Source organism: Hyunsoonleella aquatilis (genome assembly GCF_014270105.1).
Lineage (GTDB): Bacteria > Bacteroidota > Bacteroidia > Flavobacteriales > Flavobacteriaceae > Jejuia > Jejuia aquatilis.
The window spans coordinates 1135190-1160706 of the sequence record NZ_JACNMF010000001.1 but is presented as its reverse complement, the minus strand read 5'-3'; the positions used below and the strand labels follow the sequence as shown (position 1 = coordinate 1160706).

The 25517-nt window shown below is 36.7% G+C and carries 25 protein-coding genes; all 25 read right to left on the bottom strand.

The genetic code is table 11. The features are described 5' to 3' along the window. Nucleotides 1–16 precede the first annotated feature (16 nt). Nucleotides 17–1027, bottom strand: a complete 1011-nt coding sequence (locus H7U19_RS05140) for a glycosyltransferase family 4 protein (RefSeq protein ID WP_186559653.1) — start codon at nucleotides 1025–1027, stop codon at nucleotides 17–19. After that, a complete protein-coding gene (locus tag H7U19_RS05135; RefSeq protein WP_186559651.1) occupies nucleotides 981–2339 on the bottom strand; it encodes an O-antigen ligase family protein in 1359 nt (452 codons plus the stop codon). The genes H7U19_RS05140 and H7U19_RS05135 overlap by 47 nt, the downstream gene beginning before the upstream one ends. Then, nucleotides 2336–3412 carry a glycosyltransferase family 4 protein gene (locus H7U19_RS05130; RefSeq protein ID WP_186559649.1) on the bottom strand — a complete coding sequence of 359 codons (1077 nt, stop codon included), beginning with the start codon at nucleotides 3410–3412 and terminating at the stop codon, nucleotides 2336–2338. Before H7U19_RS05130 ends, H7U19_RS05135 begins: the two co-directional genes overlap by 4 nt. Next, entirely contained in the window at nucleotides 3412–4527 is a 1116-nt protein-coding gene (locus H7U19_RS05125; protein ID WP_186559647.1) for a glycosyltransferase family 4 protein, read from the bottom strand. The genes H7U19_RS05130 and H7U19_RS05125 overlap by 1 nt, the downstream gene beginning before the upstream one ends. Further along, nucleotides 4527–5078: a serine O-acetyltransferase gene (locus H7U19_RS05120; protein ID WP_186559645.1), complete on the bottom strand. Its 552-nt coding sequence runs from the start codon at nucleotides 5076–5078 to the stop codon at nucleotides 4527–4529. Before H7U19_RS05120 ends, H7U19_RS05125 begins: the two co-directional genes overlap by 1 nt. Further along, nucleotides 5079–6041, bottom strand: a complete 963-nt coding sequence (locus H7U19_RS05115) for a class I SAM-dependent methyltransferase (protein WP_186559643.1) — start codon at nucleotides 6039–6041, stop codon at nucleotides 5079–5081. It lies immediately after the preceding gene. Further along, entirely contained in the window at nucleotides 6038–7036 is a 999-nt protein-coding gene (locus H7U19_RS05110) for a glycosyltransferase family 2 protein (protein ID WP_186559641.1), read from the bottom strand. Before H7U19_RS05110 ends, H7U19_RS05115 begins: the two co-directional genes overlap by 4 nt. Then, entirely contained in the window at nucleotides 7029–8066 is a 1038-nt protein-coding gene (locus H7U19_RS05105; RefSeq protein ID WP_186559639.1) for a hypothetical protein, read from the bottom strand. Before H7U19_RS05105 ends, H7U19_RS05110 begins: the two co-directional genes overlap by 8 nt. After that, entirely contained in the window at nucleotides 8059–9609 is a 1551-nt protein-coding gene (locus H7U19_RS05100) for a glycosyltransferase family 2 protein (protein WP_186559637.1), read from the bottom strand. Before H7U19_RS05100 ends, H7U19_RS05105 begins: the two co-directional genes overlap by 8 nt. Further along, nucleotides 9606–10751 carry a glycosyltransferase family 4 protein gene (locus H7U19_RS05095; RefSeq protein ID WP_186559635.1) on the bottom strand — a complete coding sequence of 382 codons (1146 nt, stop codon included), beginning with the start codon at nucleotides 10749–10751 and terminating at the stop codon, nucleotides 9606–9608. Before H7U19_RS05095 ends, H7U19_RS05100 begins: the two co-directional genes overlap by 4 nt. Then, a complete protein-coding gene (locus H7U19_RS05090) occupies nucleotides 10748–12142 on the bottom strand; it encodes a glycosyltransferase family 28 protein (protein ID WP_186559633.1) in 1395 nt (464 codons plus the stop codon). The genes H7U19_RS05095 and H7U19_RS05090 overlap by 4 nt, the downstream gene beginning before the upstream one ends. 4 nt (nucleotides 12143–12146) lie before the next feature. Next, entirely contained in the window at nucleotides 12147–12977 is an 831-nt protein-coding gene (locus H7U19_RS05085) for a polysaccharide pyruvyl transferase family protein (RefSeq protein ID WP_186559631.1), read from the bottom strand. Beyond that, nucleotides 12977–13855 (bottom strand): N-acetylneuraminate synthase family protein, encoded by an 879-nt coding sequence (locus H7U19_RS05080; RefSeq protein WP_186559629.1) that lies wholly within the window; start codon nucleotides 13853–13855, stop codon nucleotides 12977–12979. The genes H7U19_RS05085 and H7U19_RS05080 overlap by 1 nt, the downstream gene beginning before the upstream one ends. A gap of 13 nt (nucleotides 13856–13868) precedes the next feature. Beyond that, nucleotides 13869–15026 carry an acylneuraminate cytidylyltransferase gene (locus tag H7U19_RS05075; protein ID WP_186559628.1) on the bottom strand — a complete coding sequence of 386 codons (1158 nt, stop codon included), beginning with the start codon at nucleotides 15024–15026 and terminating at the stop codon, nucleotides 13869–13871. 72 nt (nucleotides 15027–15098) lie between these two features. After that, complete coding sequence (locus tag H7U19_RS05070; RefSeq protein ID WP_186559626.1) at nucleotides 15099–16244, bottom strand: glycosyltransferase; 1146 nt, start codon at nucleotides 16242–16244, stop codon at nucleotides 15099–15101. 12 nt (nucleotides 16245–16256) lie between these two features. Further along, nucleotides 16257–17324 (bottom strand): glycosyltransferase family 2 protein, encoded by a 1068-nt coding sequence (locus H7U19_RS05065; RefSeq protein WP_186559625.1) that lies wholly within the window; start codon nucleotides 17322–17324, stop codon nucleotides 16257–16259. Next, nucleotides 17324–18520: a glycosyltransferase family 4 protein gene (locus tag H7U19_RS05060; RefSeq protein WP_186559623.1), complete on the bottom strand. Its 1197-nt coding sequence runs from the start codon at nucleotides 18518–18520 to the stop codon at nucleotides 17324–17326. Before H7U19_RS05060 ends, H7U19_RS05065 begins: the two co-directional genes overlap by 1 nt. A gap of 3 nt (nucleotides 18521–18523) precedes the next feature. Further along, entirely contained in the window at nucleotides 18524–19195 is a 672-nt protein-coding gene (locus H7U19_RS05055; RefSeq protein ID WP_186559620.1) for a class I SAM-dependent methyltransferase, read from the bottom strand. 17 nt (nucleotides 19196–19212) lie between these two features. Beyond that, nucleotides 19213–20271, bottom strand: a complete 1059-nt coding sequence (locus tag H7U19_RS05050; protein WP_186559618.1) for an acyltransferase family protein — start codon at nucleotides 20269–20271, stop codon at nucleotides 19213–19215. A 17-nt stretch (nucleotides 20272–20288) separates the two neighbouring features. Next, nucleotides 20289–21068: a glycosyltransferase family 2 protein gene (locus tag H7U19_RS05045; protein ID WP_186559616.1), complete on the bottom strand. Its 780-nt coding sequence runs from the start codon at nucleotides 21066–21068 to the stop codon at nucleotides 20289–20291. A 12-nt stretch (nucleotides 21069–21080) separates the two neighbouring features. Then, nucleotides 21081–21920 carry a glycosyltransferase family 2 protein gene (locus H7U19_RS05040; protein ID WP_186559614.1) on the bottom strand — a complete coding sequence of 280 codons (840 nt, stop codon included), beginning with the start codon at nucleotides 21918–21920 and terminating at the stop codon, nucleotides 21081–21083. A gap of 7 nt (nucleotides 21921–21927) precedes the next feature. Next, nucleotides 21928–22779, bottom strand: a complete 852-nt coding sequence (locus H7U19_RS05035) for a glycosyltransferase family 2 protein (RefSeq protein ID WP_186559612.1) — start codon at nucleotides 22777–22779, stop codon at nucleotides 21928–21930. 21 nt (nucleotides 22780–22800) lie between these two features. Then, nucleotides 22801–23751, bottom strand: a complete 951-nt coding sequence (locus tag H7U19_RS05030) for a glycosyltransferase family 2 protein (RefSeq protein ID WP_186559610.1) — start codon at nucleotides 23749–23751, stop codon at nucleotides 22801–22803. A 2-nt stretch (nucleotides 23752–23753) separates the two neighbouring features. Beyond that, on the bottom strand, nucleotides 23754–24662 hold the full coding sequence (locus tag H7U19_RS05025) for a glycosyltransferase (RefSeq protein ID WP_186559608.1): 909 nt from the start codon (nucleotides 24660–24662) through the stop codon (nucleotides 23754–23756). Next, complete coding sequence (locus tag H7U19_RS05020; protein WP_186559606.1) at nucleotides 24662–25516, bottom strand: glycosyltransferase; 855 nt, start codon at nucleotides 25514–25516, stop codon at nucleotides 24662–24664. The genes H7U19_RS05025 and H7U19_RS05020 overlap by 1 nt, the downstream gene beginning before the upstream one ends. Between the last annotated feature and the right edge of the window lies 1 nt (nucleotide 25517).

Sequence of the window (25517 nt, the reverse complement as noted above, 5' to 3'; positions counted from 1 at the left end):
AATTTGATAACCAAGGTTAAGAAAGTACCGAAAACCACCTTTGCTTCACTACTTTCCAATCAAACTGCTCTACCTTTTGGCGTGCCTTTGAGGTCATTTTATCCACTTCACCCTGATTTTTCATGAGATTTAAAATAGCATCTTTAAATAAGTTTGCATCATTCGGTTCTACTAAAATCGCATCCTCTTTGTCTTCCAGCAAATAAGGCAACCCACCAACATTTGTTGAAACAATGGGCAAGCCCAAAGCCATTGCCTCTATAACACTAACCGGCATATTATCAATATTGGTAGTATTTATAAAGACATTGAAATCCGAAGCTTTAGCATGCCATTCTGATTTTGCCAATTTACCTGTAAACTCAATGTCCACTTCAAGTTCTTTTGCCAATACTTTGGCTTCTTTCATACTTCCATCATTTTCTGGCCCCACCATGCATAACGAGGCTTGAACACCTTCGACCTTAAGGGATTTCAGCAACTTAACAGCCAATAAAGGGTTATACAATTTTGAAAAGGAGCGCACCCAAAGCATCTTAATTTTATCAATTTTGCGCTTTTGAAACTTGTATTGATCCAATGGTATTGAATTTGGGATGAATAACAAATTTTTATAACCTGCCTTACTAAAATGATGCTTTAAATATAGAGAAGGAGCCACATTAATTTGGGCATTATCAAAAATTTGTCTTGATAATTTTGCAGATTTCTTCAGACGTTCAGGCAAATTCCCACCATGGAGAATTGGAATATATTTCAGCTTAAAAAATCTGCATAATTGGCTACATGCATAGGCGTAGTAAAAATTTGTGGTACTATAAGTATCGATTAAAACTAAATCCACGGAGCCTTTATACTTTATAATATGAAATAGCATATCCATAAACCTCAGAACCTTATTCTGCTTTTTGGAAGCAGTAAAAACAGAGTAACCTTCTTTGCGCAAATCCGCACTTAAAGTGTCAATTGTTGTTACCGTTTTATGGCTTTCCGATAATTGGCTTCCTATGTAAAGGACGTCTTTCATATTTAATATTTAACAAACAAAGCGCGTATATAAACGCCGGAGCTGCAATTCTCATGGCAGAATGGTTCACTGTCAGCAACCAAAAAATGTAGAATGAATAGAAAAATATATTGGATTTATTTTTAATACGGTGAAGTAATGGTGCCAACAAGAGAATGAGAAAAGCAAAAACCCCAAATAGGCCGTGTTCTGCTAAAATTCTACTCAGTTCATTATGGGACGCCGCTAAGAGTCCAGTTTCGCTTAACCTCCGTTCCTTTATTTTTCCAACCCCAATACCCAATACCGGATGGGCAATAAATTCCTTTATTTCAAAGGCGATCAAATCTGTGCGCCCCGTACTTATATCTTCTTTTTCCCTTCCAGCTGCATCTTGGTTGGCATAACGTTTATCAATAAAACCCCCTGTTTGGATAGAACTAAAAACCCAAGTAAAAAATGCCAATCCTAAAAAAATGGTCAGGGACAATAAAATTTTTCGTTTATACTTAAAATTGACCTTTGCATAATAAATCATAAGAAAGCATAGAATCATAATTATGGCAGTCACTACACCTCCTCGACTAAATGTCACTATCGCCCTAAAACTCAATAAACCCAAAAGCAACAAATCAATAATTTTCAATAAGGTACTTTCTTTAGACATAAAAAAACGCGTGGTAAGCACAAACATACCCATGCCAAGGACCGTGGCCACCTGATTTGGCCCAAATCCACCTGAAGTAGCAAAATTAGACTCCGTCCCCGTAATTGCCGCCTGTATATCGGGGGTATACAAAAATAAATAAACGGTCATGCTGATTAGTGGCATCAAAACAGCAATGAGGACCAACTTAATTTGGTTTAACGTCACCACCCTGCCGTAACAATATATGGCCGCCAGTCCTAAACATACGGGTCCACTTAAATTAAAGGCAATTGCCTTTCGAATGTTGGTCTCAAAACCCATTTCAGAAACCGCTACAAAAATGGACGGAATTAACAAAATAACGTACAAAACATAGCCCAAACCCTTGCTATTAAAGCTGGTGGTGAACATCCCAACAAGAATAAATACTATGACAAGATATTTACTGGCCTCGTAGAAAAAGGTACCTTCGTTCATCCTTAAAAACACCTCAATACCAACAACATATGCACATGCCATAAGGACGTAGAATACCCTACTTTGGTAAGATACATTTATGATTTTGTACCCCCAAAATATCGAAATGAAAACAAAGTATAGCAAAGCCAAGGGCTTAAATGCAAAAACCGCAAGCCCAAGACTAATATGAAACAGTATTAACTTATGGTACAATGATAGCTTCATATAAGTGTGCTTTGGTAAATATTTAACAAATGCTCCACTACCTTTTCTTCTGAAAAATTCTCAAAAACTTTATTTTTAATATTTTCTCCAAGTTTTTCTCTCAAATCTGGGTTTTCTACAAGCTTTAAAAGACTATTTGAGAACGACTCTAAATCATTTGGTTCAACCAATAAACCTTCCTTTTCGTTTGACACAATAAGATTACAATCTCCTACATCGGTAGCAACAACGGGCAAACCGGCCATTCCATATTCCAATACTGCCAATGGCAACCCTTCAGAATCCGAAGATAATACACCTATAGTACTTTGACTTAAAATATTAGCAACATCAGGTTTGGAACCATAAATAAAAACATTCGAGCTAAGATTATTATCCTTAATTATTGCTTTATTTTTTTTTGAATAGTCATCTTTAAAATCTTCACCTACGCAATGCAACGTCCAATCAGGATGTTTTTTAATTACGGAAGAAAAGGATTTAAAAAGCAATTCATGATTTTTCTGGGGTCTGAAATTTGCCAAATGAATCACTCTTTTACCCATTGTTCCAGCTAAACTCGTTTGTGGTTCGATAGTATCTTGGATTGAAAAATTAGACAAAAAATCAACATTGTCTATTTTCAAGTTCTTTATACCCCATTGTTTCAATGTCTCATTCACTGCAATCACGTGCGAAAAATATTTTGAACAGTACCTTAAAACCCCAGATTTTCTTTTATTAACAAACTCACTATTCCCATAATGGTCATGCCATATGATTTTTACTTTTGGCAATAAAAGCTTTACCAAAGTTGCTAAAAAAAAAGAGGTTGAATGCGCGTGGATGATATCAATCTGATTTATTTTTACAAACTTAAAAAGCGTCCTAATAGCCTGAATATCCAATGTGCGCCTCTTATCTAAAAAGACATATTGAACATTTTGGCTTAAGCCAGATTTAAGCAAGCCTTCTTTTCGAGTAGCGCATAAAAAAGATACATCGATATGCGTTGCCAATACATTGGCTAAATTTACTGCAACCCTTTCGGCACCACCCGTTTTTAAAGAATCTATGAGTTGCAATACACGCATTAGTGTCTTTTTAAAAGTTTTTTGATTTCTTGTTCAAAGGTTTCCAAAGTAAATTGTTGCGACCATTGGGATGCTAATTTAGCCATTTGCTTTAATTTATCACTATTGGATAAATGGCCAATAATTTCGTCAGAAGCACTTGTGGCATCAGGTTCAATTAAAATTCCCCATTCACCAAAACCGAACATGTACGGAACGCAAGACACTGTTGTCCCGATGGGAATTGAACCGAAAAACATTCCTTCTGCCAAAGCCTTTGGCCATCCCTCGGACTTGGATGGTAAAATAGAGAAATGGGCTCGCTTTAGTTTTTCCTTCAAAATGGCAATGGGTTGATTGCCATGCATTGCTACAACATCCTGCAAGTTACTATCCAAAATATAATTATGAATTTCATTTTTCAGTGGGCCATCCCCATACAAATCCAATCTGGCTTCAACTCCTTTATTGCGAAGTAGTTGTATTATTTTTATTGCTAATAGTGGCCGTTTGCCGGACACCAAACTTCCAGCAAAAACAAATTCCAATTTTCCATCATAATTACGCTCCGACCAACCTTCTTTTTCATTTTCATTAAATGAAGCCGTAAAAAATGGTTGGATATTCCCTGATTGGTTCTCCCATTCACCATATACCAAAACTTTGATATTTCTGCTCAAAAAGGTATTGGACAATATCTTCTTTTGAAGTTGATAACTCAACGGTTGTTTGGAATTTGGATCCCAATTGCCAGCGTATTTTACAGTTTTGGTTTTTCCCGGAAAAAGGATTTGAACAAAACAACCAAGAAGTCCAATTGTGCCTGGGCACCTCAAATGAATATGCTCTGCCCGCCTCATTGCTCTGAAAAGTGTAAAGGCAACAATTGGCAATCTTAGAACACCCAAAACGCTTGACAAAAAAGATGAGAAATGAATTGCAGGAATAGAAACCACTCTGGGCTGTTTCTTAAAAGGCGCCGTTAATAGATTGGAGCCGTATTTGGAGGGAGAAACAATGGTAGCCTCATCTGTATTCTTGAACCAAATATCCATTTCTACTACATAAGGAGCATAGGCCGTCTGTCGTCCCTCTTCTAATAATGTTGGCGCATCCGTTATCACTAAAAATTGCATTAGATATAGCCTTTTGAAGTATTATTAGATACAATTTTGGCTGGCACGCCAAGTATGGTAACATTAGCTTCAAAAGAAGAATTTACCAAAGAATTAGCACCAATCACACAATTATCGCCGATTGTAATGCCCCCAACAACTACGGCGTTTGCACCTATATAAGCATTATTTCCAATATTTGGTACACCTCGTTTTTTACCTCTGCCACTAACTCCAATGGTAACCCCCTGCGAAATATTGCAATTTTCCCCAATAACAGCTGAAGCATTAATGATAATGCCACCAAAATGACCTATATAAAATCCTTTTCCTATTTGTGCCGAATAGGCAATTGATATTCCAGTAAGTATTTCAATGAATTTTTGCCATACCACACAGAAAAATAGAAGTATTTTTTTTATAATTTTCGGAAGCCTTTTATTAAAAATATAGTTTGAAAACCGGTACACAAAAAGCGCCCACAGACCTTGGTGCGTCATCACTAATACCCATCCCGGTTTATTGGCACTGTAAGCTTTGTATCTTTTAATATCCGACGAAAACCCAAACATTTATGCTTTTTCTTTTTGCTTATTTTTCAAACTATAATACGCCTCTAAGAGCTCGTCATCTTTTCTTTGCCTGCCATCCTTTTTGAACAGCATGCTAAAACCCATTGGCGCGTAAATCCGTCTGTATGTTGTTCTTTTTCTAAACACATCCAAATATTTTATCCATCCAAACAAAAACCGTGAAATAAATACCATAACCATCCTCAGGTATCTGTTAGAAAACAAATCTACCAGAAATTGGCTATTGAACACAGCTACCGCGCTCCCTTGGCCTTCAGAAACCTCGTAACGCTTTAATTCACAAATGGGAAACAAGCTTCTTAAACCCGTAAAAGTGAATCTAAAAAAATCATATGGCGGACTGTGGTATGGGAAATTAAATGGAATTTCAACTAGCAATAATCCATTATGTTTGACGCATCTTTGCATTTCCTTTGCCACTTCCCAAGGTCGAAAAGTATGTTCCAAAACCTGTCCGGCAATAATCAAATCGAACGTTTCGTCCTTAAACGGAATTTGATGTGCATCAAAAACGATATCCGGACTAAACTGCAAATGCACATCTGAAGTGATTACCAACGCATCTGAAAAGAGCTCATTATACTCCTTAATTTTAGCTCCTGCACCAATTACCAAAACCTTTTGACCTCGAACGCTTTCGGCGAGTTGTTTGTATCGCTTCTCAAAAGAAAAATCTTTTGACAACTGAGGCAAAATCGACTTCCTAACGCGGTTCTTTAAACTATTATTCCGATAACCTGAATCCTGAGTGATTGGGGCACTTTTAAGAATATCATCCACCCTAAAAATGCTTTTGGACTCATCAATCAAAACTGGAATACCGTTTAAAACTTCTAAATCCTTACCGTCTTCAAAACGTATTTTATCCTCTTCAAAAGAAGCACAATCCCTCCCATTGAACGGGTGGATTACATTTGCCTTTAAAAACGCCGATTTGGTCATTCTACCTTGGGTTTATTGACCACCAAAGATAACAAACCTGAAAATCTTCCTGCGCATTCCGTGAAAGCTTCCTGCTTTTTGGGGCTATTAAATATATTAGTGCTTCGTAAAGCAGTTAACAACAAAGCAGTTAGGTTCCACTTTAAACGATTTTTGAATGGAGGACTTGGGTATTTTACACGCCAGACATACCAACCGTTTCTCACCACCATTTTTCCATATTTAAAAGCATTGGGCCTGCCACTGGCTTCATGATAGTGTCCTAACCTTGCAGCCGTATTTACATATATCTTTCCAAGCTTAGCTACCCTTAAAGAAAAATCTAAATCCTCATATAATCCATAGCCTTCAAAATATTCAGAAAATTTTAGTGTTTGAAACACTTTTCTTTTATAGCTCGCCACACCGCCCATCATCATTTCTATCGGATATATTTTACCTGAAGGTGGCAAAAAACTAATGGAACGTCCATGTGAAAATGTTGGCATAAAACCGGGCGACCGGTCCGGGTGCAAACCAAAAAATTTCCGTATTCTAAATCTTGACGATTCTTTGCGCATCCAACCATCAAAATAAAAATTATCTTTTGTTTTTGTACCACCTTCCCGCTCCCAATTGACTTCATTGGTGATATAACCACCAACGGCCACTGCATCAGAATATTTGTCGTAGGTGCTTATTAATTCTTTAAAGAAATCCGTTTCCAAAACCACATCATCATCTAAAAAACAGATGATTTCGGAGGTATGCGAGACTTTTTGAACCCCAAAATTACGTTGTCTTGTCAAGCCCCTATCTTGGTCTGCCACTTTAAAATACCTCAGATTTTCAAACGTATTTTCTTTCAGAACGCTGTCTGTTTTATCATCGGTTGAACCGTCGATTATTAAAATTTCATTTGGATATAAAGTCTGTCCCCTAACAGAATTTAATAATCGTAGCAACGCCTCGGCACGCATGTAGGTACAAACGATAAGGGTAAATGGTTTAGGCATTGCTTTCATTATTTATAAATATATCGTGAATTTTCACAAAATACGAATGCCGTCGCAAATGGGTTTCCCAAAGTAGCCTATTATTGTTTTGAATCTCAACCAGTTCATCATTCGTTTTTGAATTATGAAAATTGAGAATTTGGGTTTCAATTGGAGTATTACCTGAGGAATCTAATATTATGGCATGCTCCTCCCAACTTATCATTGCATCCAAAGGCAATCTGCAATCCGTATTTATTAAGATTGGAATCCTTCCAACCGCTAATGTTTCATAAAATCGTACTGAAAAATTCCCTAGTCCCCTGATACAAAAGGTGTACAGATTATCAAAGATATTCTGGTAAAATTCTTTGGTTGTATTCACTTTTTCATTTTCACCTGAAACACCAGCCCTATATTTATCCCTTAGAATAAAATTGGTTTTGAAATGCTCACTTCCTTTAAATTTCATCAAATATTGAAACCGCTTTTGGCCAGAAGGATAAAATGGTTGCATATCAAAATATGATGATTTTAGGGTGTTTTTCAACCTCAATTTAAGATGACTCAAATACGATTTTAAGTAATTGGCAATGCCTGTATTGGCATGTCCGACAAAACCGATTGTGGGCTTGATTTCTTTTGGCAGTGCTACAAACTGACCTTCTAAAACCGTTTCGTAAGGATCATTTACAAACGAAGGCAGTATAAAGGTATTTTGACCTAATTCGGAATGAAATCCCCCCAGCCTAAAGGTGTAGCTATTGGGAATATGAACCGTAAATCCAAAGTCTCCAGCCGTATAAATCCAAATCGGCTTATTAGCAGTTTTTGCTTTGCCGATTAAGGCCTCAAAAGCTTTTCTGTTTTTATAAAAAATGGAATAATCTACAGGAAATACAACAATATTCGCACTATTTAGATCATCCGTTAGGCAATAATAATTTTGTAATTGCTCACTTTTCTTGTAATGCAAATCGAACAATACTGGAAAAACGTAACCACGATATTGTTCGGTCAAAAAGTTTATATCTATGTACAATTTAAGCATTGGCTCTTTCCATTAATTTATGTGCCCAAACCTTACTCATCTTCCAACTTTTTTTCATTAAACGGAAGTATCCAAATGGGTTTTTCTTATTCTGGTGCTTGTAAAACTTTAAGAAAAGTAAAAGCTTGTATGTATGTAACTGGGCTTTTGTAAAATACCTTAAATTGAAGAGCATGATTGCTGGGGATGGCTTGGGCAATATTGGTTCATCGGACCAAGGGTGTATAACCTTAACACGATAGCCACCAACAGGAGCCTTTAAATGCGTGATTTTTATATTGGGGCAAAAAATGATGTCTTCCCCCAAATGCCGCAATTGCATTCCAAAATCGGAATCTTCACCGTAATTGAATTCATAAGCCAAATCAAATTTTAAGTGTTTTAACATTTCTGATTTCACAAAACTATTGCCTCCCCCAAAAATTGAAGTTTGGGATGTTTTAAAATAACTTTGTGTTTCATCGGGCTTAATATACACCGTGGAAATGGCTTTTGCTCCAATCTTTTCAATTTCACGGAACACCGCCTCGATTAAATCGGATTCAAATCGGTTATCGTCATCGCCTAAAAATGTCCATTCGCTTTCAACCAAACCCATCCCAAGATTTCGGGCGTTGCAAACACCTGTTTGATTAATAAATTTATGCTTTATCTTAAAAGGCCAGTCTTCATTTGTCAAATAATCCAACTCGGACTTTGAATTTTTATCAGGATTCTGCTCTACAATTATGACATTTTTGGGCAAAATTGTTTGCTTAGAAAGATCCTTCAAAACGTTATGCAAGTATGGTTTTCTACCGATAGTTGGAATAACAACATCAATTTCCTTCTTTTGGATTAGCTGTTTTGAAGAGACTATCGGTATTTCTGTAAAATCGAAATCACAAATACTTCTTTTACGAAACAAACTCCTTAAAAATGGAAAAAATGGGAACCGCTTCTCTTGCACAATCTTCTGAAAGAAAAGAACAAAAACCCATACCAGCTTATAATTTTCCCTGATAAATTTGAATAATTTAAAGCTGGAAATCTTTTTAACTTCTATGCCTTTATGGGGTTTCGAGGATAATAAATCCGGTACGGAATAGCAGAACAGCCCTTGGGGCATGGCTTGTTTAGCTATGGTATTTAAGAAATAATCAAAGTCCGAATACCTTTTGATGCCTTCGAAAACGGTATTCAAGAGTTGTGCATGCATACCTCCAATATCACTGCTCATTATCCATGTTGGAAAGGTTACACTTCTATTAACCTTTATATAGACGGATTGGTCCACATAGCCAATGGCATCTGAGATGTAATTCGTTTCATTTACTCCGAATGAAGCCATAATACGTTTATGATGAAAAATCTTAGGAATACTTTGTGTATTGATAAAATCCTGACATGCTTCATGTGACCAAATAATAAGTTCTTCAGGAAATCGTTCTGCCAATAAAAATAGGTTATCCGTCAAACCTAACTGAGTTTCGAAAGGCAGTGTCTGAAGATTTTCATCTAGCACTTTTTTCACCCTATTTTTCCCATGTATGATATAAATCATGGCAACAGCGACTTATAATAACTTAGGTTTATATCTGCATTTTTATCAATGTCAAAACGTGCCTCAACCTTCTTTCTAGCTTCAACTCCTATACTTGAGCACAGCGATTCATCTTCCAATAACTGCAACAATGTTTGAGCATAAGCGCTAATCTTTGAGGGGTGCACCAAATAGCCATCAACACCGTCATCAATCAATTCCTGAGCCCAGCCTATGCTTGTATTTACCACGGGTTTTTGCATTGCCATGGACTCGATAGTTACCATCCCCAAGGTTTCAGCATAGGAAGGAAAGGCACAAACATGCGCACCCCTAATATGTTGTTTTACTTCATTGTATGGAATCTTCCCCAAGTAATTGGCACGTTCTTTAGCCCTGTCGGTAAAAATTTCTTCCATTAACTGGTAAGTGGATGATGCGCCAGTTTTAATATCAGGCGAATCACTTCCAATAAGCATCAACTCTGCTTTGGGATTTTCATCGGCCACCTTATTAAAGATTTCAGCCAACTCTAAAACGCCTTTTTTTCGGATAATAGTTCCAATATACAATATTCGATTTCTGTGATACGCCTCTGGTGTTTTATTTTCAAAATTTTCTAGTTTTAAGCCATAGTGAATCGTTTTGATTTTGGATTTATCCAATCCGAAGATCTTTACTGTTTCTTGGCCAGCATATGTCGTTGGGGCTATATAGGCCTTTCCCATTTTAAGCGCATACTTTTCAAATACAAAATTTTTAAATTTTTGTTTTCTGCCCTCTAATTTGCAGAAATAAGCATCGCTCCCGTGCAAACGAATTACCAGAGGCACATCTAACTTCATAAAAGCTGTGATTCCCGTCCAATCGGCTGCTTCCAGAATATCGATATTCTTGTTTTTAACAACCGAATTGACATAATTTTGAAGATGCTTTCGGTAGAAATACCAGGTGAGTAATTTGTACTTTTTCCTTTTGACCAAATGAATCTCAACGCCTTCGTCCAACAAAACTTCGGACGCATTTTGGTGATATACAAACACTGTAACATCCGCACCTTTTTTAACAAGGGCAACAGCCAAGTTTTTAATACTGGTACCAATACCCGCCGCGTGATTTATCTTGGGATGTGGATATTCTGATGTTATATAACCTACTTTCATTGCAATATCCCGGAAATTGTATTCCAAATATTCTTTGAAGCCTCAGTTGGGGTGTCGCCTACCACAATTTTGTACCAGGTTTTACATTGGTCAACATTTGATAATTGCCCGTCCAAAATTTGCTTTACCTGACTTTCCAAATGTTTTTTATCCATACAAAACACAACGGCCTCCTTGCTTGGCATACTTCTAAAGTGAACATATTTGTAGTTTTGACCAATATCCCTTATTCCCTTTTTTAGCTGGGGTTGTTCGTAATTATAATAAATACATGGTTTGTCATGGGCAACAAAATCAAAAACCGTTGAGGAGCAAACGTTGGTTACAAACTCACTATGCTCGCAAACATTATACAGCATCTTAAAATCCTCTGGTGTTGGCAATACCTGATTCCACTGGTTTCCGACTTGTTTCCAAATCGGGTCCAATACTTTAATAATGTCATTATTTGCTTCTATTACGGCATTATATCTATCAGTAAAATCAACGGGGCATTTTCTATAAATAATACCTAGGTTTTCGCCTTTTTCATTAAGCTTTCGTACGGCATTTGCCAAATCTTCCAAGTAGTACTGGTCTAAAGGTGAAGTGGTTTCATCATCACCTGAAAAACAGATGTATTTCTTATTTAAGTCTAAATCATACTTCTTAAAAAATGCTTCCCTCCTTTCAAATAAGGAAGCATCATAGTGGGGCTCAAACTGTGGGGTCCCTGTTACAAAAACCTGCTCTGGTTTTACAAACGGATAATACTGCAACACCTGTGCCTTCATCAAATCGCTCCAAACGCAGTAATAATCAGTTTCCACCACCTGCATGGCCTTAGGTACATTATCCCATGAGTACACAAAAGCAACTGTTGGTATACCCAAGTCTTGTGCCGCTAATAGGGCACTTATGGACTGCGTTGCCCTTTGCGTAGTACAAAAAATTAAATCCGGCTTGTGTGCCTCTAATTGAGACCTGCAATAGGCATATTTTGAAATTGAACGTTCCAATTTGTTAATTCGTTTTCTTAAATGTTCAATACCCTTTTCAGAAGAATACAGCCCGATCAGCACTTTAGTATAAATGGTACGAATTATATTCTTTAATCCCTTATAGCGAAATGGAAACTTATACGTTGGGTAGACGGCATCATTAAATTTATCCCTTGAAACATTTAACTCGGCTCTTTTTCTAGCCCGGGAATATATCGGCAATAGCGGATGGCTGGATTGGTCTTCAATTTTCACTTCATTGAAACCTAAGTTGTCTTTAAGCGAAAAAATAGTATTGTTCCAATATACCACCTCAAACCCCATCGCCTCACCAACAGATTTAAAATTAGTAAAGGCAAAATTTCTTAAGCCTACACCATCAGGAAAGAATACAAACACTTTTTTCTTCATATAATTATTCCTTTTGATTGTTGAATGGACAAACCTCCATCAAGCCATTACAAAGCGTATCAATAACATTTCTTTCGGGCAGTGTCTGTTTATTTTTGAAAAGGCTTAGTACCATTTCTTCCTCCACCTTAGAAGTTAAAATATTTGATTCATAGTTTTGAATTCCAACTGACTCAAAATAATCGCGGTATTTAATATCATCTCCAAATATACGATTGGAAAACTTTTGCCACACAGCTGGTATACCATAGGCGTGTGCTACTATGATGCCGTGAAGGGATGATGAAATTATCTTTTCGCATTTAAGAAATTGATCGGTTTTTGTCTCAATATCATTTGTCATTAAATCAATTATAAGTATAGATTCATCATTTTGGTAAAATTTTTTCACCGCCTCAAAATCCGCGTAATGAGGTACAATACCCAACTTGTATTCCTTTTTGACCTGAGGACTATAATATCTTGGCAAAAGTAAGGCCGGATCACCATAAACCTTGGGGACTTCATAACCCAGGTCTAGCAAATGATTTCTTGTCTGGGGGCCGCGCACTGCCAAAAATTTGGCATTTTTTACTGGAAATTCTTTGGATACAATACCGCTTCCCCAAACTACGCATTTTGAATTGACATGGGTTAAAATACTTCCTATTGTTACATATATTGGACTGAAAAAATCAGAAAAAGAGAAAGCACTAGGCTTCGTCCAAACCACTTCCTTACCAGAAATTTTTTCAACAAGATATTTACCCAAAAGATCGCCGTAGTTCTCTTTGGATTTGCCTTGTAGTTCAATTTCATTCCACCAAAACAAGCGAATCTTCCTTGATGAAATCATTACTGCACTTTTTGATTTTTTAGTTTATCCCGCTGTACTCTTTCGATAGGTAATATATCCTGGTTTTTAAAACTTAACGAATCATATACAGCCTTTAAATCCCTTGATAACTTGCGAAGACCCATAGGCTCCAAGGATGCAGCATGGTCTGTACCTTTCCAGGTTCTATCTAGCGTGTAGTGCCTTTCAATAATATTAGCTCCCAAAGTGTAGGCGGCAACATCTACTGCAATACCCAAATGGTGTCCAGAAAATCCGATGTGTTTTATTTGCCCACCGTACTTTTCCTTTAGTACATTAATGTCCAATAAGCACACATCTTCAAAGGGCACAGGGTAACCCGAAGTACAATTATAAAGTACCAAGTCTTTATTTCTTCCAAAAGTTTTAAAAAGGTTTACGACTTCGTCGATCTCCTCTTTGGTAGTCATTCCTGTTGAAATATGAAGTTCGCCTTCATAATTCTTACAGAGCCACTCCAGCATCATTGTATTGTTATTGCAAGCGGATGGTATCTTTATGAAATCCGGATTTAAGGATGCTATTTGCTTTGCCGAAGTTAAGTCCCAGACCGAAGTGGAATATGTAATTCCAACCTCTTCGCAATAGGCTTTTAATTCTTCATGCTCCTTCAAGCTAAACTCCAAGTACTCACGATGATCTCCATAAGTTGCTCCATAAGAATTAACAGGATTGGGATGGGGTTGATTGTACTGCTCCTCCGTTAACAACTCTTTATTATTGCGCTTTTGGAATTTTACAGCGTCCACATTGCAAAATATCTTTGCTACTTTGATAAGTTCTTTCGCAATTTCCATTTCACCTTTATGGTTGCACCCTATTTCAGCAATAACATATGGCTTTTTGTAACTATTCATAAGATTTTGGGACTTACATGAATCTTTTGTTATACTTCATTATAAATTGACAAGCTTCCCTGATAGCACCGGCTCCCGATTCTTTGGAAAGCACGATGTCGGCATGTTGTTTCACGATATCCGTGGCATTATTTGGGGCCAAAGACCACCCAACACTACAAATATTGGTAAGGTCGTTAACATCGTCCCCAACGTAGGCCACATTACCCAAAGATATATTCTCCTCGTTCAATATTCGGTTCAATAAGGTAAACTTATCCTTTATACCTAAAAACACATGCTCAATCTTTAATTTTTCCATGCGTTTGGCTACCAATTGAGAATTCTCCGAGGTCATAATCATCACTTTTACGTTGAATTGCCTTAAAATCTCAAGCCCCATACCATCTCTCATATCGAAACTTTTGGTATGCTCGCCATCTTTTGTATAAGTAATAGTGCCATCTGTAAATACGCCGTCAACATCCAAAACTATATGGGTGATTTTCTTGGATATTTTCTCCTGTTTTTGTCGCTCCATCAATAAGTTTTCGACAGTCACCCAATCAGATTCGGTATCTATTTCTGAAAGTGATTCCTCGGGCATTTTCACTACTGCAGTTCTCTCCCCTATTCGGTTTTTATGTAGCTTTAAAGCTTCTTTTGAAATAGTATAAACAGCGCCATTTTCAATCAATACCCCCTCAAAATCTTGACGTCTTGGTCTTTTTTGGGGATTGTAGTTTAGTGCTTCCCCATTTTCATTCCATAAAAAACGATGGGTGTTTACCACGGTTAATGCCGAATCAAATTCAGTCCCGATTTTATCCAAACATGTATTAATATCCTCTTTTCTCGTGAAAGGAGATGTGGCCTGCATTAGGCAGAAAATATCAAAATCGTAATTAATAGAATTGCAATATTCCAATATAGCAGATTCGGTAGAAGCTGTGTCTGCAGCACTTTCTTCACTTCGCTTCAAGGCTTTGACTTTAGAAGTCCAATGGTATTCTTTAGCAATAAAATCAATAATGGACTCGTCATCGGTATAGACAACAATTTCATCAAGCTCTGAAAAAATAGCTTCGCCAAGAACCCAGGTAAACAGTGGCCTGCCTACCATCTTTCTTTTGTTCTTATTGGGAATCCCTTTAGAGCCTTTCCGCAAGGGGATAAAACCTATCTTTTTCATTTTTGTGCTGCTATTAATATGAGTCAAAATGCTAAAATACAGTTTGTTTTTTAATCGACGTATTTAAATTGCTCATTGACGAATGGAATTATATTTTGAAATAACGGCATTTGCAATTTTTGATCTTTCAAAAACGTCTTTCATTTGTTGATTAGCTTTAAAGGCCGTTTCCACAAGTTTTTTGTCTGAAACTGCTATTTTTATCAATTTGGAAATTTGATTATCATCTTCACAATCCTGAATCAGGAGCCCATTTCTGCCATGATTTATGACCTCAGCTGTAGCACCACCAGGATTGGATTGGATCGGGAAAGCCCCCATAATTATGGCCTCGAGCAATGTATTTGGCATACCATCAGAATTGCTATTTCCTATATAAATCAATGCTTGCCCCATTAGTTTCATAAGTTCAAAATGGTTTAAAAACTCAGATTTTTTATAGATGCGTAAATCCAAACTACGAAGCCCATCTTCACGCTCAATAAAATTTTCAACCTCCTCATCTACTCCAAAAATAGCCAATTGATATGGCTTTAACTCGGAATTCAGCTTAGCAATCGCCTTTAGTACGGGAATGGCCCTCCCCGAACGCCCTTGATAACCTTTAATAAGTATCAGATTTCTTTGGGAAGGAGGCAGGACATAAGGCTCATACCTTTCATTGGGGTACCCTCCACCACCCGGATAAACTCCTAAAACCCTTCCTTTAAAACCAAAGTTTTGTGCCAGTGCAACATCTCTTTTGCAATCCGCAAACAGATAATTAACCCTTGGTAGCACATTTTTTATATCTCTGAGATACGACGATTTATGTTGAAAATAGAACAGATCGCTACCCCAAGCAGAGTATATCCATTTTATTTCCGGGTATTTGTTCATCACTTTCAAAATTGGGGAACAGGATACGTAGAGAGCAAAACTGTGCACTACATCCGGGCGAATCTTCAGTACCGCGCTTTCAAATGCTTTTTCGGTACTGTTTTCAAATATAAAACCAAGTTTTTTATACAATTTGGGCAATCTTCTTTTTATGAACACTCTTCCCTTAAGTTTGGGATACTTGTATTTCCAACCGATAATTTGCTTTACCCAAGACAAATTTTCTGAATAGCTACCATCCCTAATATTGAACCAATGCACCTCATGGCCCGCATCCCTGAGCTGATTGGTCCAGCGTTCAAAGTGGATGGAATTCATGGATACCATTAAAATTTTCATTAGTGCAATAGGTTAGAGTTTGATGACTAGCGCTATTTCATTTTTTTGAACGCTGTAACGGTAGCTATATGCTGCATTTCTTTTGTCTGCAATAATGGTTTCCAAAAGCAAGTCGTTCACTTCTTCTAAAGATAAAAACTCCTTAGCTTTTTTATTCAACAGCTTTTTTGCGGTTTGTTTTAAGGAATTATACTCGGAATGTTCCCTTATTTTAACACTAATTACTTGATCCGCATGGTCCAACAATACGCTATGGATAAATCCTTTGACGTCGGCAAGCTCATTAGTAACCAAAAACTCCTGTTGTGGCGCTTCCAAAACTGAATAATCTGATGCGCTGTAATGCCCCCATTCAAAATTAGTATTGGCAACAACTTTTTTGGTTTGCCTTGTAAATTCCAAATATTTATGATTGATGCTTTCTAGCTTAAAGTGAAATGGTTCAAGGCTATCTTTACCCCTATATACTTTGGGGTGCCACTGATGAAGCATTAAAATATCCCTATCAAAATAAGCCACCTCAACATTGGCATTTTTCAACCTTACGTGTACATCCGTATCCTCTGCACCCCAACCATGATAAAATTCGTCGTAACCATTTATTGATTTTAAAATCTCAGTTTTGTATAAAGTCATGCCCGTGGCCTCTTCATTAGAGGGGAAGGCAATTTGATAATCCTCAAAATCCTTATCAGTATTTGACTCATTTTCGCTTAAAAACCCCACTTGGAAATAAACCACTTTATGTTTATCCTTAAGTATGTGAAGTTCTTCAATAAAATGCGGATGATATATCATATCAATGTCCCCTGCGAAAAAATGAGTGGTATCGCACTGCTTTAATGCTAGATTTATAGCCCTGGATTTACACCACAATTGCTTTTGGGTACTACATAAAATTAATTCGAAATTTACATGTTTGTTGATCTCAGATTGAAGTAGTTTCTGATTTTGCGGATTTGAACCATAATCCACAACAGTACATTTAAAATTTTGATTATTCTGTCTTCGCAACGAGGCGAAGCAGTTGGTTATCAAGCTTAAACTTCTATTTCGGTTAGTCAGTACAATTGTTATCATCAGTTCCCTTTGTTGCCCAAAACTAAGTTTCTATACTTCTGGTTGAACTTACTAATATTAAAGTGCTTTCTTGAATAGCTAAAAGCATTCTTTGCAATTTTAGTTTTTAATCCTTTATCATTAATCAATTTATCAATAGTATCTATAAATTTTGTTACGATTTCATTTTCATCCTTATAGTTATCGATGAGCACCCCATTTTCAAAACTAATCAAATGTTCGTTAATCCCACCAACATTAGTTGAAATAGGTATCACCCCGTGTGCCATAGCTTCTGGGATGACCATAGGAAAACCTTCCCTAGAAGAAGTTGTCAAAATAAACGTCAGGGATTTATAAAAGGCATCCAACCTTTTTGCATCCGTAATTTCACCTAGAAATTGGGCACCGCTCCTGTTAATTTCAGAAACATTACTTTTCATTCCAATGCCTACCATTTCGAATTCCACCTCAGGTTTTATTTTTTTGATCTCCGATGCTATCTTAAGAAAAATTTCTGGGCGCTTTTCTTTAGACCATCTACCAACAAAACCAATTCTGATCACGTCCCTTTCGGCCAGTGTATCATTTAAATCAATCGGAATGGCATTTTCAATAATTTTAATTTTACCCTTTAATTCCTCCGAAAAACTGTTGGATTTATAGATATGCGATACGTCATCAAAAGCCTTTTTATTGATTACGATTCTATGGGTGATATCTTCGCTTGAATCCAAATAGTGCTGCACTATGGTTGGGTTTTCTCCAGAAATGGCATGTATCAAATCCAATTTGTTGATGCTCTTTTTGATATCAGGAAGCACTTCATAAAAGAAATTAGTATTGCTCCCGAAAACAGATATTATTGAGCGGCTTTGGTTTATCGATTTACAAATTACCTTTTTGAGGGACTGATTTATATAGCTATTGTTTTTGGTGAGAATTGTATTCACTTCGATAATTTTGGCCAAATTCGAAAACTCATTTTTGAAATTTTCAGTTGCGGAATTATGGGTAAATAAGATACAAATACTTTTGTCCTGCAAGCTTTTAATGATATTAAGGTGCACGCGTTCCGCTCCTCCCGTTTGAAAATAGGGCAGAATAAAGAGTAAGTCCGACCTTCGGATTTTAGATGCTTCGAAAAGTCTAAACAGCAAAAAATTATAAACGGCCTGTAATGATTTAATGGACTTTTTTATCCTTCTTTTCAGCATAGCCTATGAGACTTCATTCCTTACCGCCTCACAACAAATCATCATTCCGTTATTAAACAAGTACGTCTTCTCAACCTTAAGATCGGAGTACTTTTGAATTTGATTCTTAAGGGTATAAGGGCTATACCAGCAATTGTGGTCTGGGTGCACCACTTCAATAAAATAATCCTTCCCCCGATAGTTTCTATCCAAATGAATTGGGGTAAAACAATTTGGTGCAGTAATTAGAAATTTATCGGCTTTTACAGCGGATAAGTTGGCCAAAAAATCCTTTACATTATCCACATGCTCAATGGTTTCTGGGATCAAACAGACATCATAATTAAAATCGGGTATTTCGGAAAACTTTGAGAAGTATTCCTGATCTACATATTGCTTTAAATTTTCAATGCCCTCCAGATCAATATCAAAACCATGCAGTTTAGCGGTTACTTCTGATAACTGAATATGCAGATTCTTTTCCGGCCTAAATATGGGCCAGTCCGTGCAACCAAAATGCAACACATTTTTTCCTTTGCACAGTTTAAGAAAAAAATCCAGTCTATCCTCGACATCTTCTACTTCTACCTTTTGTACCCAAAAATCATCAAATTTGTCGTAATTTTTCACCTTAAAATAGGCGGGAGATTTCTTTTTTTTCCTTAGAACACGTTTTATAATCTGTTTTATATTCATTAAACTACTGACTGTTTTTAAGTTAATCTTTTCTTCAATCCTATCTTAAATTTAGAAATTGAAACATTTTTGTAACTCAGCGCTTTTTTCTCAATTAAATGCCAAGAACAAAACCCCAAAACAATTGAGATTATTACCGACCAAAACATGAGTTCATAGGTGCCAAGCTTGAAAAAGTAAACCAATGTTTGTTGCACTGGGAAACTAAAAATATAAATACCATAGGACATATCTCCTATTTTCCCAAAAGTACTAAAAAATGGAAGCGGAATTTGCCCTAGCACCAAAATTACAACAGGCAGCAGTATGTGCTTAACGGAATGATACACTTCAAAATGTAATGCACCAATTAGTGTTAAAACAGACAAAACAAGCAACAACGGGCTTTTAACTCTTTCAAAATTGAAGGCCGCCAAAACACTCCCACATACAAAAAAGGTTCCCAGATCCAAAATTTCATAGCCCAGCATCCCAAATATAGAGGAACCTGCAAACCGTCCCAAGAAAAAATTGTAAATCACCAATAGTAATACCAAGGTAAGGAACAATACACCCCGCACTAATTTGTAATTGTTTTTGACAAAAAAGAGTAATGACAGAGCCACATAAAGTGAAAACTCATATCGAATTGTCCATAACGAACCATTAATGGAATGGTATGGGTTATTGTCAAACACACCTTGAATTATTGACTGAAATCCATACAACGACAAATTGTTTGGCAGGTAGGTGTACACCTCTGGGTTTTTATACAGGGGCACACCACTCTCATACACAAAGGGCAGTAGTAAAACGGTCAATAAAAGCACTACGAAAAGTGCCGGAAACAGTCTTAAAAAACGCTTCCAAAAGTAAATGCCCAGCGATTTACTCCGTTTCAAACTTTTAAAAATAAAGAAGCCACTAATTATAAAAAAGCCGCCCAAGCCTATCCGGGCCAATACAATTTGACCATTGGTGATTTGGTAAATCCACTGGTAAGTTTCACTGCTACCCGACAAAGGATAGGAATGGGAAAGCACGACAAAAATTGCGAACAAAAATCTTAGAAAATCAAAGTTATTGTTCCGGTTCATGCTTTGGGTTTATATGCTTAAAACTTATTAGGTTTATTGAAAAGGAACTTTATAGTGTGTAAATATCTCAATATAATATACCAAAGATCCACAAAAAAGCTTTTTAAAAGCCTGATCAAAGACATCAAAAAACCTTTGGAAGCACTCCAAAAAGACACATCTTGATGCCACAATTGGTAATTGCCAATCAGATCTCTTTTGAACCTAAAAAACAACTGTCCTTTGGATCGGGAAATATGGTAGCAGAATATGGCTGGAACCAATTCAATATCATAGCCTTCCTTTAACATTCGAACGGTCCATTCCTTATCCTCAAAAGTAGCAACATCATTCCTAAATTGATGTTTTGCCCAAACTGACCGCCTAAATGCCGAGCCTGAAAATATCAAGCCAGATTTGTTCGGGTCTTCTTTTGCCGAAACATTATTGATGTAATTTCGATAGTCATTCGGGTTGTGTAAGCAACGTAACCCAGCCAAATTCGGATTGGCTTCAAATTTCTCCTTAATCAGTTTAAAAAAGTCATGGCTTACTGGATAGGAATGCGCACTAAACATCACCACAATTGGATGCTTGGCCTTTTCTGCCGCAAAATTGGCACTGCCTCCATAACTGAAATTTGCTATGGTTTCAAATCTCGCGCCATATTTTTCGGATTTGTCTTGACTGCCATCAGTTGATTGATTGTCCACAACAATGATTTCCGCAATATCATCATCGTAGCGCCCCTTAAGGTTTTTTAGTAAAAACTCTAAGGCGTTTTCTTGGTTTTTATTTCTGATGACTACGGATATCAAAATGTTATGTCTCTATTTTTTCAAAAGAAAAGAAAACGGTTTGGTTAAAAGTTTTCCAATTTTGTACTCTAAGGATGTTTTTAATTTAACATTACTTGTGCGATAGGCTTTCAGGTCATGGAATAATACGGTCATACAGTTTTCAAAATCTTCAATATATAAATCTCTATGTTTTTTAAAAATATATGCTTTAATATCTTCAAAATGATAGTTTATCGTATCCGTTACCATGGATTGTTTTGCTCTTCTGTAGTAAAAAAGAAACTCATCCAAAACCTGATATTTCCAACCATTTTTTGTTATCGAGAGCCAAAATTCCCAGTCCTCAAAGCCATTTTTCATGTTTTCATCATAGCCCCCAACCTGTTCCCAACATGTTTTTCTGAGTAGCGAAGTAGCAACTATTTGATTCAGATACAGCAAGTACTTATACGTATTGCCTTTAGGCCTCCATTCGTTAATGACATTGGTGGTATCTCCTGTAAAATGTTTGCTATTGCAAGTCACAATGCCAACTGCATCTTCAGTTTGCAACACTGACATTGTTTTTTTTAAAAAATCCTTATGCAAAAGATCATCAGCATCCAAAGGCAAAATATACTCTCCATTGCTTCTTTTTACACCCGTATTTCTGGCACTTGACAGTCCTCCATTTCTCTGAGAAATGTATTTGAAACGGATGTCTTTTTTGCACCATTTGCCAGCAATTTCTTCAGTATTATCCGGGCTACCGTCGTTTACAATTATACATTCCCAATTAGCGTATTCTTGATTCAAAACAGACTCTAGGGTCTCTCCCAAAAGATGCGCATGATTATAGCAAGGTACGATAATAGAGACAAGGCTATTCATAGGGAATTCATTTTTGGCTTTTAATCATACGTTTCACAAATCTAAACGGCCTTAAAATCAAGTTTCCAAGCCTGTAGTCTATTGAATTCTTAATTTTTAATTGGGTCTGCTTCAATTTTGAATTTGAATAGATGATTTGACGTGCAAAGGCCTCAAAATTATCCATAAACACCTGTCTGTGCTTTTTGAAAAGATAATCCCTCAATTCCACATCATGGTTTAAAAATGCGTTTCCATCCCTTGAAGATTCACTCCTTCTGTACAAAAAAAGAGGTTCTTCTATAATATGCATGTGCCAACCTTGCTTTAAAATGGATATCCAAAAATCCCAGTCTTCATAGCCCTTCAACATACTTTCATCGTAACCTGAAACGGCTTCCCAACATTTTTTTCGAAATAGAGAACATCCCAATCCATTGTTTTTAACCAAGAAATTAGAGACGCCTCCGCCCAACGGTTTTACCACTTCATTTTGAATTTTTCTGTTTACCAATCTTCTGTAAAAACAGCCCACTACACCGACTTTGGAATCTTGGCCTAAGACAGCTACAGCCTTCTCAACAAAGGTTGGCTCAAAGTAGTCATCTGCATCTAAGGTGAGAATATAATCCGTTTTTGCCAAATCAATTGCAACGTTTCGAGCTTTGCAAACTCCTGAGTTATCTTGATAGACTACCTCAATACTATCATCATTTATACCTCCTAAAATATGTTTGGTATGGGTATCTGACCCGTCATCCACAATAATGATTTTTTCTGGTTTTAAGGTTTGATTAAGTACCGAATTTACCGCTTCAATGATGTACTCGCCATCATTAAAACAAGGTATTACCACCGTAACATTATTACCAGAATTCATTTTGTAAATTAATTTAACACCTTAGGGTTTAAACAAAAATGGGAAAAGTTTTTGTCTAAGCCTAACCACAGGAAAATATTTGATGCTCAAAGTAGAAAACAAGAGCCTCAAATCTTTGAAAAATAAAAAGCCCCAGTATTTTATATGAACAAGCAATTTGCTGTGCTCCTTATACTTTAATAACCAAACCCATTTCAGTAGGGTATCTATTCTTTTTCGTGAAATCCCATTAGTTACGCTCCAATAAATTAGGGATTCATACATTTTTATGGTGTACCCTTTATAGATATCCTTTCGGTCAAATACATTCTCTTCATGCACCCCCCTAATTGCCAAGGCTTTATCAATTACTCCAGTTTCCAATCTGGAGGTCATCGCCATTTTCCAAAATATATCGGTATCCTCCGCTACAACCAAAGCTTCGTTAAAAAGGCCTGTTCTATCAAAAACCGAACGCTTTACTGTCAGTCCATTGATATGAAAATGGCTGTATTTACCCGATATCAAAGCCTCAAAAAGTACATCGGGCGGTATCTTTTGGGTAACAGTGTTCAAAGTCAATGTTCGCCTTTCTTCTTCAGTAGCATCCCTGTAAAAATAAAATCCAACAGCATTGTAAGCCCCATCTGCATCGGGATTCAAATGGAACAATTTTTGGTCTGATAAAAATCTATCTTCCAAATAGTAGTCGTCAGCATCCAGAAAGGCGATAAAATTTCCAGTTGCCCTTTTAACACCTAAATTTCTACTAGCCGACCTTCCTCGATTAACACCATTTTTATGATATAAGATTTTGACTTTTTGGTTTGATTTTTCAATTTTTTTTGAAATCGAAAGGGTTTGATCAGTACTACCATCGTTAATCACAAGAACCTCATAAACTTCGGGCTGAGACAAAGCTGAACGAATTGCCTTTTCAATAAAACGCTCGCAATTATAGGCCGGTATGATGACTGACACTGAAAAATCCATCCTTATTTCCCTAAAAATTTACCTCTGTACATGCGCCTCAAAAATCGCATTCCGTCGTAAAAATGCCCCATTTTCAGAAACCCCCGCAATACCAACCAGATATTGCCGGCAGTCATTAGATCCTGCTCTTTTATCAAAACGCCATATTCAAACAGAAAAGCATTCTTTTGCGCATTCGTAAATGTATACTTTTTGTCGCTTATTATGTCTTTAAAGAATAATCTACGAGAATTATTTTTAATAGCCTCATTATCTCTTTGCCCCGAAATATTTTCAGGCGACAACCTGAAACTGACTACCCCATCGTTGATAGTAAATACATTGCCCGAATCGGTAAAATCCAACCATGCTTTATCATCTGCATGCCAAGCCAAAGGAAAATCCGTGAAGCCATGTTTCTGATAACTTTTTCTTTGAAAAATATATTCCGAAAGAGAACTTCGAGACTCCCATGAAAAATGTTTAAAGTAGGAATCCGTGGTTTTTTCAATTTCTGGATGCTGATAAACTTTGGATAAATCCTTCCCTTCAGCATTAATATTTTTGGAGGCATAGCGAATGAGGTTGATTCCATGGCTGACAACTTCGTCCTTATTTTTATAGAACTGTTCTACTACATTTTCACCCAGCACATCGTCGTCGCCAAGGATCATCATCCAAGGTTCATCATTGGTCAGAGCAATACACCTATCCCATTGTTTGGTTAAAGATTTGCCACCAAGATTTGTCTCAAATTTATGGTACTGAAAATCAAATTTCCCCTCATAAGTTTTCAGTAAGGCCTTTGGGCTTTCAGGACTGGCATCATCGCCAATATACACCTTAAAACGTTGATCCGTTTGCTGTGCAAGGGAATTTAAGGTCTCTTGAAAAAACACAAGTTTATAATATGGAATGACAATAGCGAGCACTATGACAAAAAAGCTTTTAAAAATTTTAAATGAAACTTTGAAATTGGTTTCAAACGGAAAATTTGTAACCAAATTGCTAATGCCTGTTTTTTCAATTTTAGCTCAAGCAACTTATAGGCCATCCAAATTCCGTTTTCAATTTCCAACCGCTTAATATCCTTCTCTTTCATTTTGGTGTTCACCTTTAGTGGCAATAAATTACTGTACATCTTATGAATTTGGATAGCGGAAGCAAACCAGGACTTATTTAAAGTCCCATAGGAAAAATGCTCGATCAATATCTTGTTTGTTGCCACTACCTTTTTGCCTTTTTTTAAAGTTTCAAAGGACAGGTGCAAATCGTAATTGTGAAAGCCTTTGAAACTCTCGTCAAATTTTACGGAATCACCTTTTTTGGCTACCATAAATACCCCATCAATTACGGCCACATCTATAAGACTATGCTTTTCAAAACCTGTATGCCAGTTTTCAACTTTACCTTTTTCGAAGTGCTGAATAATACGTAATACTTTTTCTTCCTCTGGACAACTCCACCACGTGGAAGGCATTTTAGTTTTAACCCGAGTTCCGGTGACTCCGACTAACCCGATAGAGGGGTTTGAGGAGAATAGCTCTCCTAAAATCTTTCCCCAGTTATTGGTGTGTACTTTTATATCATCGTGTACAAAGCACAGTATATCATAATTGCTTTGAGCTACTCCTAAGTTGTAGGCCTCGAAAATGGAATATTTGTTTTCAGAATTATCAATGGCAATTACCTCATGTTCAATCCCAATGGTTTCTGTAATATTATTAAGAAAAGATGCAGGAACCCTGGTTGATCTAGAGCATGTAATTACCGAAATACCTTCCATG

Excerpts from the sequence above, each read along its gene's own strand:
- H7U19_RS05140 (WP_186559653.1), bottom strand. The coding sequence starts at position 1,027 with ATGAAAGACGTCCTTTACATAGGAAGCCAATTATCGGAAAGCCATAAA.
- H7U19_RS05135 (WP_186559651.1), bottom strand. The coding sequence starts at position 2,339 with ATGAAGCTATCATTGTACCATAAGTTAATACTGTTTCATATTAGTCTT.
- H7U19_RS05130 (WP_186559649.1), bottom strand. The coding sequence starts at position 3,412 with ATGCGTGTATTGCAACTCATAGATTCTTTAAAAACGGGTGGTGCCGAA.
- H7U19_RS05125 (WP_186559647.1), bottom strand. The coding sequence starts at position 4,527 with ATGCAATTTTTAGTGATAACGGATGCGCCAACATTATTAGAAGAGGGA.
- H7U19_RS05120 (WP_186559645.1), bottom strand. The coding sequence starts at position 5,078 with ATGTTTGGGTTTTCGTCGGATATTAAAAGATACAAAGCTTACAGTGCC.
- H7U19_RS05115 (WP_186559643.1), bottom strand. The coding sequence starts at position 6,041 with ATGACCAAATCGGCGTTTTTAAAGGCAAATGTAATCCACCCGTTCAAT.
- H7U19_RS05110 (WP_186559641.1), bottom strand. The coding sequence starts at position 7,036 with ATGCCTAAACCATTTACCCTTATCGTTTGTACCTACATGCGTGCCGAG.
- H7U19_RS05105 (WP_186559639.1), bottom strand. The coding sequence starts at position 8,066 with ATGCTTAAATTGTACATAGATATAAACTTTTTGACCGAACAATATCGT.
- H7U19_RS05100 (WP_186559637.1), bottom strand. The coding sequence starts at position 9,609 with ATGATTTATATCATACATGGGAAAAATAGGGTGAAAAAAGTGCTAGAT.
- H7U19_RS05095 (WP_186559635.1), bottom strand. The coding sequence starts at position 10,751 with ATGAAAGTAGGTTATATAACATCAGAATATCCACATCCCAAGATAAAT.
- H7U19_RS05090 (WP_186559633.1), bottom strand. The coding sequence starts at position 12,142 with ATGAAGAAAAAAGTGTTTGTATTCTTTCCTGATGGTGTAGGCTTAAGA.
- H7U19_RS05085 (WP_186559631.1), bottom strand. The coding sequence starts at position 12,977 with ATGATTTCATCAAGGAAGATTCGCTTGTTTTGGTGGAATGAAATTGAA.
- H7U19_RS05080 (WP_186559629.1), bottom strand. The coding sequence starts at position 13,855 with ATGAATAGTTACAAAAAGCCATATGTTATTGCTGAAATAGGGTGCAAC.
- H7U19_RS05075 (WP_186559628.1), bottom strand. The coding sequence starts at position 15,026 with ATGAAAAAGATAGGTTTTATCCCCTTGCGGAAAGGCTCTAAAGGGATT.
- H7U19_RS05070 (WP_186559626.1), bottom strand. The coding sequence starts at position 16,244 with ATGAAAATTTTAATGGTATCCATGAATTCCATCCACTTTGAACGCTGG.
- H7U19_RS05065 (WP_186559625.1), bottom strand. The coding sequence starts at position 17,324 with ATGATAACAATTGTACTGACTAACCGAAATAGAAGTTTAAGCTTGATA.
- H7U19_RS05060 (WP_186559623.1), bottom strand. The coding sequence starts at position 18,520 with ATGCTGAAAAGAAGGATAAAAAAGTCCATTAAATCATTACAGGCCGTT.
- H7U19_RS05055 (WP_186559620.1), bottom strand. The coding sequence starts at position 19,195 with ATGAATATAAAACAGATTATAAAACGTGTTCTAAGGAAAAAAAAGAAA.
- H7U19_RS05050 (WP_186559618.1), bottom strand. The coding sequence starts at position 20,271 with ATGAACCGGAACAATAACTTTGATTTTCTAAGATTTTTGTTCGCAATT.
- H7U19_RS05040 (WP_186559614.1), bottom strand. The coding sequence starts at position 21,920 with ATGAATAGCCTTGTCTCTATTATCGTACCTTGCTATAATCATGCGCAT.
- H7U19_RS05035 (WP_186559612.1), bottom strand. The coding sequence starts at position 22,779 with ATGAATTCTGGTAATAATGTTACGGTGGTAATACCTTGTTTTAATGAT.
- H7U19_RS05030 (WP_186559610.1), bottom strand. The coding sequence starts at position 23,751 with ATGGATTTTTCAGTGTCAGTCATCATACCGGCCTATAATTGCGAGCGT.
- H7U19_RS05020 (WP_186559606.1), bottom strand. The coding sequence starts at position 25,516 with ATGGAAGGTATTTCGGTAATTACATGCTCTAGATCAACCAGGGTTCCT.